This is a genomic window from Serratia sp. JSRIV004 (assembly GCF_019968705.1).
Lineage (GTDB): Bacteria > Pseudomonadota > Gammaproteobacteria > Enterobacterales > Enterobacteriaceae > Chania > Chania fonticola_B.
Window position 1 is genome coordinate 575,805 of record NZ_CP074140.1, and the last position, 13,260, is coordinate 589,064.

Annotated in this window: 18 protein-coding genes; all 18 read right to left on the reverse strand. The window is 53.1% G+C overall.

The window, feature by feature from the left end:
• Positions 1-26 precede the first annotated feature (26 nt).
• Positions 27-338 carry a hypothetical protein gene (locus KGP21_RS02580; RefSeq protein ID WP_209523840.1) on the reverse strand — a complete coding sequence of 104 codons (312 nt, stop codon included), beginning with the start codon at positions 336-338 and terminating at the stop codon, positions 27-29.
• Entirely contained in the window at positions 328-921 is a 594-nt protein-coding gene (locus KGP21_RS02585) for a phage baseplate protein (protein WP_115158671.1), read from the reverse strand. The genes KGP21_RS02580 and KGP21_RS02585 overlap by 11 nt, the downstream gene beginning before the upstream one ends.
• The gene (locus tag KGP21_RS02590) at positions 921-2,954 is read right to left on the reverse strand and encodes a lytic transglycosylase (RefSeq protein WP_223537079.1); all 2,034 of its coding nucleotides are present in this window, start codon (positions 2,952-2,954) and stop codon (positions 921-923) included. The genes KGP21_RS02585 and KGP21_RS02590 overlap by 1 nt, the downstream gene beginning before the upstream one ends.
• Positions 2,944-3,075, reverse strand: coding sequence for a hypothetical protein (locus tag KGP21_RS02595; protein WP_371824837.1), 132 nt, complete (start codon positions 3,073-3,075; stop codon positions 2,944-2,946). Before KGP21_RS02595 ends, KGP21_RS02590 begins: the two co-directional genes overlap by 11 nt.
• A 56-nt stretch (positions 3,076-3,131) precedes the next feature.
• Complete coding sequence (locus KGP21_RS02600; RefSeq protein WP_166734360.1) at positions 3,132-3,575, reverse strand: phage tail assembly chaperone; 444 nt, start codon at positions 3,573-3,575, stop codon at positions 3,132-3,134.
• 10 nt (positions 3,576-3,585) lie between these two features.
• The gene (locus KGP21_RS02605) at positions 3,586-4,026 is read right to left on the reverse strand and encodes a phage protein (protein ID WP_115158668.1); all 441 of its coding nucleotides are present in this window, start codon (positions 4,024-4,026) and stop codon (positions 3,586-3,588) included.
• Positions 4,027-4,035: 9 nt separating this feature from the next.
• Positions 4,036-5,517 carry a DUF3383 domain-containing protein gene (locus tag KGP21_RS02610; protein WP_223537085.1) on the reverse strand — a complete coding sequence of 494 codons (1,482 nt, stop codon included), beginning with the start codon at positions 5,515-5,517 and terminating at the stop codon, positions 4,036-4,038.
• A gap of 3 nt (positions 5,518-5,520) precedes the next feature.
• Positions 5,521-6,018, reverse strand: coding sequence for a hypothetical protein (locus KGP21_RS02615; protein WP_115158792.1), 498 nt, complete (start codon positions 6,016-6,018; stop codon positions 5,521-5,523).
• 45 nt (positions 6,019-6,063) lie between these two features.
• The gene (locus tag KGP21_RS02620; protein WP_115158666.1) at positions 6,064-6,456 is read right to left on the reverse strand and encodes a head-tail adaptor; all 393 of its coding nucleotides are present in this window, start codon (positions 6,454-6,456) and stop codon (positions 6,064-6,066) included.
• Positions 6,456-6,962, reverse strand: a complete 507-nt coding sequence (locus KGP21_RS02625; RefSeq protein WP_115158665.1) for a hypothetical protein — start codon at positions 6,960-6,962, stop codon at positions 6,456-6,458. Before KGP21_RS02625 ends, KGP21_RS02620 begins: the two co-directional genes overlap by 1 nt.
• On the reverse strand, positions 6,959-7,390 hold the full coding sequence (locus KGP21_RS02630; protein WP_223537088.1) for an HNH endonuclease: 432 nt from the start codon (positions 7,388-7,390) through the stop codon (positions 6,959-6,961). The genes KGP21_RS02625 and KGP21_RS02630 overlap by 4 nt, the downstream gene beginning before the upstream one ends.
• Before the next feature lie 10 nt (positions 7,391-7,400).
• Positions 7,401-7,808 (reverse strand): DUF4054 domain-containing protein, encoded by a 408-nt coding sequence (locus KGP21_RS02635; protein ID WP_223537091.1) that lies wholly within the window; start codon positions 7,806-7,808, stop codon positions 7,401-7,403.
• Positions 7,777-8,151: a hypothetical protein gene (locus tag KGP21_RS02640; protein WP_223537094.1), complete on the reverse strand. Its 375-nt coding sequence runs from the start codon at positions 8,149-8,151 to the stop codon at positions 7,777-7,779. Before KGP21_RS02640 ends, KGP21_RS02635 begins: the two co-directional genes overlap by 32 nt.
• 41 nt (positions 8,152-8,192) lie before the next feature.
• On the reverse strand, positions 8,193-9,140 hold the full coding sequence (locus tag KGP21_RS02645) for a DUF2184 domain-containing protein (RefSeq protein WP_115158662.1): 948 nt from the start codon (positions 9,138-9,140) through the stop codon (positions 8,193-8,195).
• A gap of 10 nt (positions 9,141-9,150) precedes the next feature.
• Complete coding sequence (locus KGP21_RS02650) at positions 9,151-9,654, reverse strand: hypothetical protein (RefSeq protein ID WP_223537096.1); 504 nt, start codon at positions 9,652-9,654, stop codon at positions 9,151-9,153.
• A gap of 10 nt (positions 9,655-9,664) precedes the next feature.
• Positions 9,665-10,915 carry a DUF2213 domain-containing protein gene (locus KGP21_RS02655; protein WP_223537098.1) on the reverse strand — a complete coding sequence of 417 codons (1,251 nt, stop codon included), beginning with the start codon at positions 10,913-10,915 and terminating at the stop codon, positions 9,665-9,667.
• A 252-nt stretch (positions 10,916-11,167) separates the two neighbouring features.
• Positions 11,168-11,716, reverse strand: a complete 549-nt coding sequence (locus KGP21_RS02660; protein ID WP_371824855.1) for a phage minor head protein — start codon at positions 11,714-11,716, stop codon at positions 11,168-11,170.
• Between the two features lie 55 nt (positions 11,717-11,771).
• On the reverse strand, positions 11,772-13,241 hold the full coding sequence (locus KGP21_RS02665; RefSeq protein WP_223537101.1) for a DUF1073 domain-containing protein: 1,470 nt from the start codon (positions 13,239-13,241) through the stop codon (positions 11,772-11,774).
• Positions 13,242-13,260 lie beyond the last annotated feature (19 nt).

Consider the following 13,260-nt stretch of genomic DNA (forward strand, 5'->3'; position numbering starts at 1 on the left):
CCCGAAAAAAAACCGCCAGGCGGCGGTCAGTTGGCTAAAAAGTAGAGGTGTGACGCTATCCCTAAATTGTCCTGCGTTGGCGGGGCCAGCACGTTCGGATCGGATACGACGAACAGCGCACCGCCGATCCCAAGGTAGCGGTATTGCGCCAGCAGGTCAGCACCGGCCACCAGCGGGACGCCCTGTATCAGCGGCGTCTTGTCGTTATTGGCGATATCCAGCACCCACCCCGCCGCATCACGCCAGATCAGTGTCATTTGATACTGCACGCCAGCAAGCTGAATAGCGAACTGCTGCGGCGTAGGCGTGAGTGGGATTTCAATCAGATTAGAAGCCAAGGAAGCCCCCTGTTGCACTCAAAATACTGTCTCGTTTTGGCGGTGTTATTGGGTTTTTCAGTCCCGTGTTGCTCACTCCGGCTGTATCCTGCGGATACTGCATATTCTCCGCCGGTGTTGTGCTTACCTTTTGCGTTTCAGTGATCAACAACTCGCGCAAGGTGAGCGTGGTCATCAGCACGTTTTCGCTGGTTTTGTCGGTCAATACCTCGATCGCCCGGACAAGCATGTTTTGGTATTGCCGCTTGCCCGTAGTCACCGAAAAAGGCACTTTGCTTTTCTGCAGATCAATCAGTTGCTGATAAACATCAGCGGGACTGGTACCCAACGACAGCCCTGTATCGACGTTAAAAACCTGCGTGGTGTCGATATCATCCAGAAGTGAACCGCCTCCAGCGAAACCCAGTTCCATCGTTACTTCTGACGGCCGATCATAAGCATGGTCACTCACCGGCGCGCCAATCTCCACCGGATGCTCTGTTACTTCCAGTGCATCCATGTGCTTTTCGCTAATAACCACGCTCGGCACGATAATACCGATCCGCCGACGCTGCTGTGAGAACAGCACAGATAAAATATCCATCAGCCCACCTGAGTTTGTAGATTACGGGTTTGCCTGCGATGAACCCCTTCGACTGCATCACCAGTCATTCGGGCTGTTTCTTGAGGGTTACCACCCCCTTGAACGTTGATATTGTATACCGCCGGATTATTGGTGGTTTGACTGACACCCGGTGTTACCGTCGCCTGTGCGGCCTTCAACACCATTTCCGGCGCATAGGGGTTTTTGCCGTTCTCGATCTGCGTGATGCCGTTCATCAGCATGGCCAGTACTTGCGGATCGTGAATATTTAGCGTTTCTCCACGGCCAACGCCCATCATTTTGCTGAGCTTATCAATATACTTCTGGGTGTTGTTTTCTTTCGGCGGAGCGAACCTGCTAATAATGTCTTCGACAGATTGCAACTTCTGGTAACCGGCTGCCTTCGAAGTACCGGTGTAATACGCTTTTATCTGCTTACCCAGCGCAGTGAAACCTTCGAATGCTGACTCAAAGCGAGCAAAGCGCGGCGTTGCGTGAGTTTCCAATGTCGCACCACTCTGGCCGACGAAGTTCAGGTTACCAGGGTTATTGTTACGAATACCGCGAGGTGCAGATGCTGATTGTGCGTGCTGTTCCGGCTCACCTGTATCAATGCCAAACCAACCTTTGACTGCTCGTCCTACACTTCTTGGGTCAAAGCCGGTTTTTTCCTTAACCCAATCAGCCGCGTCATTTGCGCTATCGGTGACGGCGGGCAATGCGTCGGGTTGGTCACTACCCTGGCTGATCAGCGCCTTTCCTATCCTGCCGACCTCCTTCCAGTTACCCTCTTTCAGTGCATTGATGAGGTCGCCGATCATTGACAGCATCTTGCCAAATTCGCCGAACTGTTTTGTCAGGTTTTGAATGTCACCTTTTAACGTCCAGTTTTTCAGATTGATGTTAAGTAGCTTGGCAATCTCCTTGCCAACCCCCTTAATGGATGCCATTAACTCATCCAGGGCTTTTAATGCAGAATCAATCTCAACTTCCCATTTGGCCCAGTCAATCAGGCTATTGCCTCCCTCCCTCCACGCCATGTAATCGTCGTAAAGCAGCACCAAAGCGGCGATAAGTGCAGTGACCATTCCAATGGGGGATCGGATAAAGGCGTTATTCAGTAAACGCCAAGCCACTAGCAATCCACCGAAAATCTTAATCAGCCCCTTGGTTTTGCCATCGAGGCGATCCCACCATTTCATCAGCGAGCCAAATCCCTGCACACCTCGGTAGACAAACGTCATGATGCTATCGGCCAGTGAAAGCACCTTTTTCAACACAGCAGTGATCGCCCCTTCAATTTTGGGGAAATTAAGCAGGATATTTTTCCGGAAAATTTCGAGATTGCCAGCCAGGCCACCTGCCAGATTGCTGCCGATCTTGTCGCGCATGATGCCAAACAGCGAGGTGAGCCCCGTCATCTGCGTCATAAACTTATTGGACTGTTCCGCAGCCTTCTGCGAATCGAACCCGGTGGCTTTCAACATCCCTTGATAATCAGCAGTGAAACCGGCCACACCACGGCGCATCGCCAACAGTGTATTTTCATCAATGCCGAGGATCTGCGCATATTGGTTCGCACGGTAATACGGCATCTTGGCCAGCTTATCACCGACCAGTGTCACCAGTTCTGCCGTGTCGCGCAGGTTACCGTTGGCGTCGCGCGTTTGGATCCCCAGGTTGCGCAGGAAGCCTTCTCCGCCTGGTGTGCTCCGCAAGAATCTGGCCAGGTTTTCAAGGGTGCCGTTGAACCCCTCAATGCTGCCGCCCGACTGGCTGAATGCGTATCCAATGGCCCGGATATTGTTCGCCGTGGCCCCGGTGCGCTGTGTCTGCCAATAGAGTTTATCCAAGCTGCTGGCGATTTTAGTGGTGTAGCCAACGATCGCCAGCGCGGCCCCCTCTACCGCCGCCCCCAACTTTATGGCATTGAGCGTTGCGCCTGTAATAACCGACTCAAACTTGCGGCTGCCAGCCTCATCGACATCGAACCCCAGCGAGATTAAAAAGTCCTTGATGGTTTCAGCGTTCATTGTCTTCCTGCCATTTTTTCAACAGATATCGGTTTTCCGCTTCCACATCGAGCGATTCGTTCATCAGCGCTATATCGGCCAGCGTCAGGGTGCCATCTTTAAGTGATTCAAATTTGCACATGTTGGCGTGAACCGGGCGCATCAGATAACTGCGCCCGTTCGGCAGCGATTCAGTCGCTATTGAGGCAGCTTGTCCGTACTGGTGGCGCTCTCTGGGGCTGCGGGAAAAAAATCCCCGAGAGAGTCCTGAACCACTCGGCCAACGATGGAAACCAGATCCAGGCCATTTAGGTCGTCAAACAGCATCACTCCTTGGGATGGCTCATAAATCTTTGACCACACATTCCCTTGCTGACGAGTAACAACCGCCAGGCAAGCACGGTTGATCTCGTTACGCCCTTCTTTGCTCAACTGGGAAACCGCCTTTACGACCAGCGGAATGATCTCATCGAAAAGACGGTTTTTATCATCCGCCAACGCTTTACCTTTGCCACTCATCACATCTTTGAGCAGCGGCACCATTCCGGAAAGAACGGGCGCCAAAGCGATCGCTACATCCTGTTGGGCAAAGGCGTTTAATTTGGCCGCACGATACTGTTGACCCTTGATTTCGAATTCCATGTATTACCCCTTAAAATGTGCCAAGCAGCATATCGACCTTGCCCGCATCAAATACCCACGCCACCGTGCCACCGTCTTTGGCGTTCTGCCAGTCGGGTACCTTCTGAAACGCAACTGATCGCGCAGAACAAACGTCATTACTGGCGCTGTTGCGCATCACAATGATGTTATTGCCCCAGGTCGCAGACGAAAGCGACTGAGCCGCATACAGTGCGCTTAATTTGGCATTTGTTGGGGAAGTCTTGAGCAACGTCACCGTGATGGTTCCGCCTTTCCCTGCGTGCAGGCTGTGCATTACGTCGCCCCCTGCACCGATGGTCATGGTGTTCTTTGCCTCAACCATGGCGACAGTGACACCCTCTTCAGAGTTACCTGATCCATAGCCCAGATCGAAAGAACCACCAGGACCGACGATCGAGGCAGAAAAATCCAAAAAGCTGTAAGTAGACATTTTCGCCCCTTATCGATTTACATTGATGATGACGTCAGCAAAGTGCACCGCGCCGGCCAGTTTGATCGCGCACTGGATCACCGGTGCGCGGCGTGTATCCCTTTCAGCCTGTGATTGACTGGCCACTGGCGGCGCGTAGGTGTAATAACCCGCCGTCAGCGTATCGCCGGTGTTCAATTCACCGACCGGATCGCCATTCCACACACCCGGCGCAATCAGGCCATTGGTAACCCCCTGCTCAAGCGAACCGTTGACGCTAGTCAGTAGACGCGTAACACCCGGATCGGTTTGTGGCACCTTGGTAGTGCTGGTATAGAGCACGTTGTAGAGGTTGTTCTGTACGTAGTTTTGCAGCCAGTCAAGACCGTGGCGCTCATCGAAGAAATCGCCGTTCGACATCACACCCTCTTGGATAATCGCGGTGTCATTGTCGTAGTGAACAAACACGTTGCAGTTCTTCGCGGTTAGCGTGTTGGCCTGCGATTGCGTCAGGAATTCCGCCGAGATACCTGGTTGTTGCTTGAATTTCAGGGTGATCGTGGTGTTGTTACCCAGGAAATTGACGGTGAAGGCGCGACCAAAAATAGACGCAGTAGCGTACGGGCTGGCGCTGGAATACTGTACAAAGGTGCGTCCGTAGGTTAACGCCTTCAACTTGCTGGCAATATCGGTCGTGTTGTCCAGGTCAAGAACGCCGGTGTTCTGCGTGGTGTGACCATAGATACGAGAAACATCCTCGGACTGGATAAACGCAGCCACGCTCACCACATCGTCATCAGAAAGCGACGTATCCGCGATTTGCAGGCCATACCAGCCTGTAGACATGTCGGCCAGTTTGAAGATACACGACTGAATGTTTTCAGCCGCTGCTCGCGCTATAGCTAAAGCACCGTCATTTTGCGCCGCCTTCATCATGGCGGAAACGTCGGTACCGGTGGTGTTCGCCGAACCGTAGCCAACAGCAGAAGACGCTCCGGAGGTTTTCGACGTGATGAGAAAACGACTGTTTGCCGCATCCCACGTCACTGTGGCCGTGGTTAATTTCTCGGTGATCCGCGCGGCAACACCGTTAAGGTTGGTTTCAGCCGAGAAATTTAGCGCAGTGATGGTCTTCGCGGTGCCGTCGATGGTGATCTTCATCGAACCATCGGTAACCGTCGCCCATGTGCTGATTGCCATTTGTGCAGGTGTCAAAATCCCACAGCGCAGTAATGCGGCCTGGTCAGCCTTGACCCAGCGCCCGATAAAGAGGGCTTTCGGTTGCGGTGCCTGCTGAAAGTAAAGCGACGCTGCACTATATTCCGGCGTATTCATGCCAAAATCAGCCCCAACCTGCGTAATGCTGGAATAGCTGCGCATGCGCTGATTGCCATCAATGACCGGGGATCCGCCGACAATGAGTAACGCCCCGAAGTTTCGGCCCTGCGCAGCACGCAAGGCCATATTCACCGTCACGTTGACGATGTTCGATACAGGTAAGCCCTGTGACATAGATTATTCTCCGAAGAATTGAACCGGTGCTTCCACCAGCGATTTGATACCGTACTCGCGGATAATTTTGCGGCGCAGGCGGACGGTGATGTCGTACCGACGTACCCACTGGTTATTAATGAGTTCAGGGAGGTTAAATATCCGCCCGCTGTCCAAGAGGGTCAGGCTGTTTTTTTTCAGTTCGTCGTTGTTCTGCGAAACGAATAACCCATCACGAAAACGGGTTACCATCGACATTCCCTGCGGGCCGTAGAAGCAGCACAGAATATCGATGGTTTCGTGTGACCACTGTTCGGCACTCTCATCACCTTGGATGTAAGCCGGGTTGGCGTCTTCCTGCACCCCAGCAATACCGAATGCGCACCATGTTGTGCCATTTTTTGGTATTTGGATCTGCGGGTCAGTCCATCGACGGTAGACAACGCTTTTTTCCAGGCCAGTGAGCCCACGGATCCATCGGCTAATGAGGCGCTCAAACCCTTCATCATACTCAGGGGACAGGCCAATGGGGGTTAGGTAGCCTGATGTGGTGCTATCGTTGCTCACTTAGCTACCTCCCATCTCCACCAGTTCGCAATGCGCCTGAACGAACCCAGCGCCATAGCGGGTATACGGGTCAACAAACGTTACCCTGTACACTCCCCCGTCATAAGTGACCAGATCAGCATCCAGATAGGGGCCTCCATCGCTGCTCTTCATGCCCTGGGTCAGCCGGAATTGCGTTACGATGAGGATTGCGCCGTTGATATTCTGTCCCGCCGCCATTCGCTTGGCTTCAAGTGAACGATCAACAGTAACCACCCCACTAAAAGGAATGTTCTGGGAGGTATTCACGGGGAAGTTATCTTCATCAACACTCTGATTTTGCCGACGGCAAACCAAAGAGGTGTCTACAAAGTCAGGATCCAGCAGCACCTCTGTAACGTCGAGAAATGGCATTATTTACTCCTTACTACATAGGTGATGGAGCGAAGCAGATAACCATGAGCCCATAACGGCTTATCACCAGGCAGACCTTGCGCACGGCGGTTGGCCTTCGTCATATCGGAGATGGGATGCAGCCTATCTCCGTCGCCGATCACCTTCTTGGAAGCATCACGCGCAACCTGCCCGGCCTTCTCCAGCTCATTCAGTGCCGCCGACGAATTACCCTCCAGCACCAGCTCGGCGGCAGCTTTCAGGTGACCAGTGGTGGTGTCGCGTGAATCTTCGATCCCCATATCCAGAAAGGGGCGCGGCGGTAGCGTGACTGTCTGACCACCAATGCTTACGGTGGCACCGGTTGACTGCAGATAGCCAATCTCGGCGTTATTCAGAGCCTCCCCATCCTCTCGTGCCGCATTGGCCTCTGGTATGCCCACCAGAACATCCATTTTTGAGAGTGAACGCAGGGCCGATAACACTGATTCGGCGTTGTCCCTTCTGATCTTGAGTCCGCTTTTCATAAGTGCCCCCACGTTTTACCCTGGACGACGAAGCGAATAGTTCCTCTTGCCACACCGAACATCACAGATAAGGCATTCACACCGTGAGTCATTGAACCTTTCACGTAGTTTTCGCGAATCCATTTAACATCGCGGTCGGTTAGTTTTGACCCTGGGTGTTCTTCGCCTTTCGGCTCGAAACAGCGTCCTCGCTCAACTTTATCCTTCATATTGTCTGTGTGAGTTCCAACGACGAGATGCTCTGGGTTTATGCACTTTGGGTTATCACAGATGTGTCGCACTGACATACCTTCGATATCGCTGAGGCTGATGCCTCTATTTTCGCAATACACCAGTCGGTGCAAGCGAATGTGCACTCCCTGGCGAGTCACACCTGCATAACCATGCTTAGTGTTCTGCCTATGTTCGATACACTCATTAACCAACATAAAAACCCCGTTAAAGAAGCTGCCTTCCGCCCGCACCGAACATTTCCCACCACCAGAAAAACTCCCGACCGTACTCGGTGTTATTCCAAAAACCCGCATCCGGATCGATGATGCCCGACACGTCATAGCTGACGCTGACCTTATCGACCGATTTGGATGTAGCCACGCCTCCGCCGGAAGTATTCAACGCCCCGCGAGCTGCCGATGCGGTGCGCTTGGCACGCAATTCGACATAGTGCGCCGTCATCAATTCGGCCAGGTAGACGAACTTATCGCCAAACTTGTCTTGATTGAGGAGGTCGTCAGCCATTGAGAGGTAGAAATTTACTGAAGCGTCAGGGAAACGGGTTTTATCTTCGAACTCTGGGAAGTCAGTGCGAAACTGATCACTTGTTGGTAGTAGGCTGTTTTTTGGCATTGGCTGAATCCTTCGCGTTATCTGCGGGTGCCTCGCCGTGATCAGCCTTATCACCGGCCTTTTCGTCCAGCTGCGCCTTGAGGCTGGTGATTTCGTTGTCCTTGTCGTCCAGTTGCGCTTTCAAGTTGGTGATCTCACTCTCCAGCGCGCCAACACGCACGGTCAGATCGCTGTGTTGTTGCTCTTTTTCAAAATCCTTCTCATCAAGGAGTTTGGCGTAAGAGCTGAATGCCCAGTGATTTTTGACCTCATCAGGGAAGCCATCGTGGATGCCTGGTACCAACTCAAACTTGGTTCCATCGGCAAAGCTGAGTGAGGCAGCTCCAGATACGATATATTTCATTTTGATACTCCATGAGGGGCGGGTTTCCCCGCCATCACTTGTCAGGCCGAGGGGATGTCCAGGTAAGAGATCGTATTGGAATACGGAGTTTCAACCTGACCCAGCTTGCCGTAGTACACGGTGAGTTGCTGCATGCCGCGATACTCCAGTGGTGTGCTCAGAAGCGGCACCATCGGGAAGCGAACGTATTTTTCGTCCTGGGTATAAGCAACGATACGATGCGCACCACCAGCACCACGCTTGGATGCCCACTTCATGGAGACGATCTCCAGTGGTTCCCCGTTCTCCTGGAAAGCGATCGTGTTGATTTTCACGTATTCCAGCACGGAGATGTTGCCAGCAGAAGAAACCTTTTTGCTCGCCAGCAGGCCAAACAATTCAGGGGCCATACCGATCTTGCCTGGGCATACGGCATAGCCAGAACGCAACCAGCCATCGGAAAGCACCAGGTTGATATCCTGCACGATCACGTCAGGGTCGGTGGTGGCGGTCCATTTGGCCGCGGCAGCCAATGGAATGACAGAAGGCAGGTTAAGCAGCCCAGACACGCCCAGCTCGGTATCACCGATATAGACCTGTTCGTCAGTATCCATATTCCACTTGAGCTTCATGCCTTCGTACTTTTGCGTATCGATCGGACGGCCAACCTGTTGAGCGGACGCCAATTCCAGCACTGTCCAGCCAACCTCTTGCGCCCACGGGGTCAGGTTATTACGCGTTGGCGTGATATCCAGTTCCATACCAGGGACCGCAGTGCCCTTCTTGCCCATCCAGTTCTTGCCATTTGGATTAGGTCCGCCGACGCTGGCAAAGTCGGTGTTGGTAAAGGATGACACTTCGTCAGCGATAGAAATGTCGCTACGCAATGGCATGTCGCGCGTCCATTTGATGGACGTTAACGGCATGTTCAGCGTTTGATCCATGCGCTCCAGTTCGCCGACAAGGAATGTGCCGGAGGAGTCGATGGTAGCTCGGTCAATTGTAAACATTCAATTTTCCTTAGATGTTATAGGCGATTTCAACGCGGCCGTCGGCTTCGCCTGGCCCCATCACCTCTGCACTCGGCAACTGAGGTGTATTAGTTGCAGTGGCATCCTGCGTCAGAACAAAACTCCCTACCGGGCTTGCCTGGGTGCCACCAGCGACACGGACGTAAACAGGATCGCCCTTCTTGGCTGTCGCCGCACTACCGGCGGTTGCCTTCACGCAGATGTAACCGCGCTTGAGGTTGTCGCCGACTTGGTTAGCACTGACGCCAAGATGTGCCAGATCTGCGAGCGAGGTGATTGGATATGGTCGAACCAAAATACCCTTCACTTTTTCGATGGTGTCTCCATCGACCAGCGGCACAAATTTGTCACTGACATACTTGCCAACCAGCCCGTAAGAGGTGAAAGGCTTCTGAGTATCCAGCGTCACCGGCTCAATGGTGAGATCGCGGGGACGAGTCACAGCACCGGTAATGCCCATGGGCATCCGGGTTAAATAAGCAGTTCCTGCCATGTTGATTACCTTATTTCTGTTTGGCCCAGTGAGCGGCATACAGCTTGTTCAGCTCTGCCGGTGTGAGGTATTTTGAATTGGTAGCGCCGTCGATGGTGCGCAGCGCCTGTGGGTTGAGCTGGTTCTTCTGCTTGTTCATTGCCACGGCGGCAGTGAAAACAGCATCAACAGTAGCCTTTGGTGCCTTGCTAAAGTCACCCACACCGAAGGCCTTCAAGCTGTCGCCTGTGCGCATGGCGTGATCCAGTACCTGACGTTTCAGCCCCTTGTCGGTCGCCGGGGTGAAGCCTGGACAGATGATTTCAGCATCAGCAATGATGTTGCGGCGGTAAGCGGCATCAGCAGTGACCTTTGCGTCCTCTTCCAAATCCTCATCACCGGTTTTATTTTCCAGTTCGAGGGTCGAGCTATCCGTGGTTTTGCCCTCCAGCGCATCAATGCGGGCAATCAATGCCTGCGCCCAAGCGGGGACCTCCTCATCACCGGTTTTATTTTCCGGGGCCGGGAGATTGTCCGTGGTTGTGCGATCCTCCAGGGGTAACGCCGTTGCCTGAGATGGCACGTTAATGTTGATAGTATGGCCGGGGATCGAACTCATCCCATCCGACGGCACCTCATCGATGAGCTGTTGTAATGCCGCCTCATCTTTTGTCTTGATGGCCGTAGCCAGTTTTTTAAGCCATGACATTACAGGCCTCTCCTTTTTGATGGTTGGGGCTGAATCCCCGAGAGCACAACGAGACCCCGCCCGGCCTTTTTTAACGAGCGCCGCGTGGTTTCCTGTGATTTGGTATTGCTTGCCCTTGCCGGGGGCCAGTTGCTTGTATTGCGCGTCATAACCGAGGCTCACATCCGTAATGCCGCGATTAACTGCGTCGATCGCCTCGCGTCGTTTGATGAGCATGTCGCATAGCAACAGGTCTGATTTATCACCTGTACCGCGGCGAACGTTCTGGATGTGTCCTTGGGCCAACTTGGCGAAATTGTCTGGCGACACAAACTCAACATCACCGTTCTCGTCTTCCGGGTGGTCGAGCGTTATGGCTACGCCCTCAAAGCTTGCCATAGTCTCCGGGGAGAAAACTTCGTCTTCAGTTCGCCATACCGTAACCGTGCCACTCGCATCTGGCTCCAGGTCGATTTCTTCAGGTAGGTACACCTGCGTACCGGTACGGGCGACGGGTACGTCTTTACACAAAAGTGAACCGTCGGCCAGTTGGTAGCGCGTTTCGCCCAGGCGGGTCGTAAAGAAATATTTCATGAGTTACCTGCGGGCATTAAAAAGGCCGCCAAGGCGACCAATCGATAGAAGGATAATTGCATTCATTTCTGGGCTTTTTAACATAATGACCCTTTTGCGTACCGCCAGATCAGCACTCACGCCGTAAACACACCGAAAGGGTTAAAAGTCGATATCAAATGCCGGGAATTCCCGGCTTTCTCAATACAACATTTTGATAACAAATCGCGGGTATTGGGTTTGGGGTAAAATCGATGCCCTACGCTGTGTTTTTTACTTTCTCGGCCCGGGTATCTGAACTTCAGGCCAGCATTGGCAATTGGGTAAGCATCCCGCGTGCCCGGTCATTCCGTCCAGTGTTGGCGGGTTAGTCCAGAGCACAAATTTATCCCGCATCTTTTTATGTGACGGTCTGGTGCCTGCGCCTTCAATGCGCCACCAGTAGCCCTCAGAACCTACTGATAAGGCGCGAGCCTGTGTTAGCGCACCGGTTGCCCTTCCGATTTCAGTACGGGCTATAAGCCGCGCTCGACTCGCTGCAACTTCACCAGACTGCATAATCATTTCGTAGAGCTGATCTGGACGCTCACCATTAATAACTGCCTGAATTGCGCGATCCTGAATGTCTTTCACGCGGTCGGCGGCTTCCAGCGGTAGCGATTTCATCAGTTGGATTTGACGATAGACAATATCCTGCGTCACCTGTCCAACATGGGTATTCCCTACCACATCGCGCAAGCCCTCGGATATCTGCTGAGATACCGATCGCCACTGGTGCCATTCTTCACGCTCAACCTGCAGGAACATTTTTCGCGCCACCATCGCAGCCCAGTCATCAATAACCTGTGAGTAATCGATGAGGTGGCCAGCAATGGTGTTAGCGCTTGCCTGGGAACCATCGTAAGAACCAGTGACTATCTGATTTATTTGGCTGACTATCCCCAGTAGGCTTTTGCTGTAGATCAGTTCCGAACGGCGGCGGAGGGCTGGTTTCAGATTCATGCTCCGCCCACTCTTTCTGCGCATTCTCGATATCCTCATCCGTTATTGAACCACCGATGCCGATCACGTCTGAAATATTGCGCAAGTCGCTCATGGCTGAGTGGACGGTAATGATCTGGCGGTCAACAAGTGCGCCCAGTGCGCTGGCAATGTTATTGGCCATTGTTGCGCGATCGGTGTCTGACATTTCCCACAGTTTGTTAAACTCGAATGAGAAATCATCAGGCAAGGCCTCGCCGAACTCTGACCGCCAGGTAATGTCCAGCAGCCAGCGAATGTGTCGCCTTAGACGACGCTCTTGCAGCGAGTTAACCCGGCTGTAATAGTTCTCCAGGTCACCGTCACCCGTACTAAATCCGGCGGGAGATTGACCGAACAGGCGAACCAGTGGAATACCTGTTGCACCGGAAACCTGCTCGGCAAAGCGTAGGATGACGTCAGCAATACCCGCGAACGAGTAGCTGTGCGTCTGGAACTCATCGCTCTTATCCATCAAGGTCATGCCCTCAATGGTCTGAAACTCTCGGATCAAGTCCAGGTGCTTCTTGAGTCCCTCCTCCAGATCCCCGCCTGCGGCCAGGATTTTACGTAACCCATCAATGCTGTATGTGCGCAGGTGCGCTTTGTGGATCAACTGCGTGGTGCCGACCGTTGCGGTATCGAATGCTTGAACGCGTTCGAATATTCGCTCTACGACCGACATCCCCCAACCATTCTCCGTTAGCGCCTGTTGATACGGCAGCGAGTCCCCCTCCATTCGGATGAGGCGGCTATGGTGGATATTCCAGGGAGGGATACCAGCAGCGGCCGTCACTACCTTGTAAAACTTCGGCTTACCAAATGAGGGCCCGTAGTCGCTCACCAGGTCATCGTAACTGGGTGCCACCATCCATCGATCAAGGCATATCACGCCTTGAAACTGGCCCTCTTTGATGAAATCCAGCCTCAGAGGCGTAGACATGTCCTGCCCTTCGATCATCACAACCAGCAGAGCACCACCGTAGAGGCGTGACCATTTAAGCGTATCGTTCAGCCCGTCCCAGATGCCCGCACTATCCCAAAAGGTTTCGACCTTCCCTTTCTGCCCAGGCTTTAGCTTTGAACTAATGTTAATCCCTTTGCGGGTCATATCATCAGCCATTGCGTCCACACCGGCACCGATCAGGAAGGACGAGCGGTAGGCAAATTCGAGCTGAACACGGTTGCGGGTTATATACCCTGGAACGTAGGTACCTGCAGACTGAATATTCTGTGTTTGAGCGCCCAGTTTCGCGGGGAAGTTGTTGAACCCGTCAGCAGTCCTAACGGGCTTGTTCGCGCCGTTTCGGCGATTCTTACGGGCCATATTTCCTCACTAAAAATTA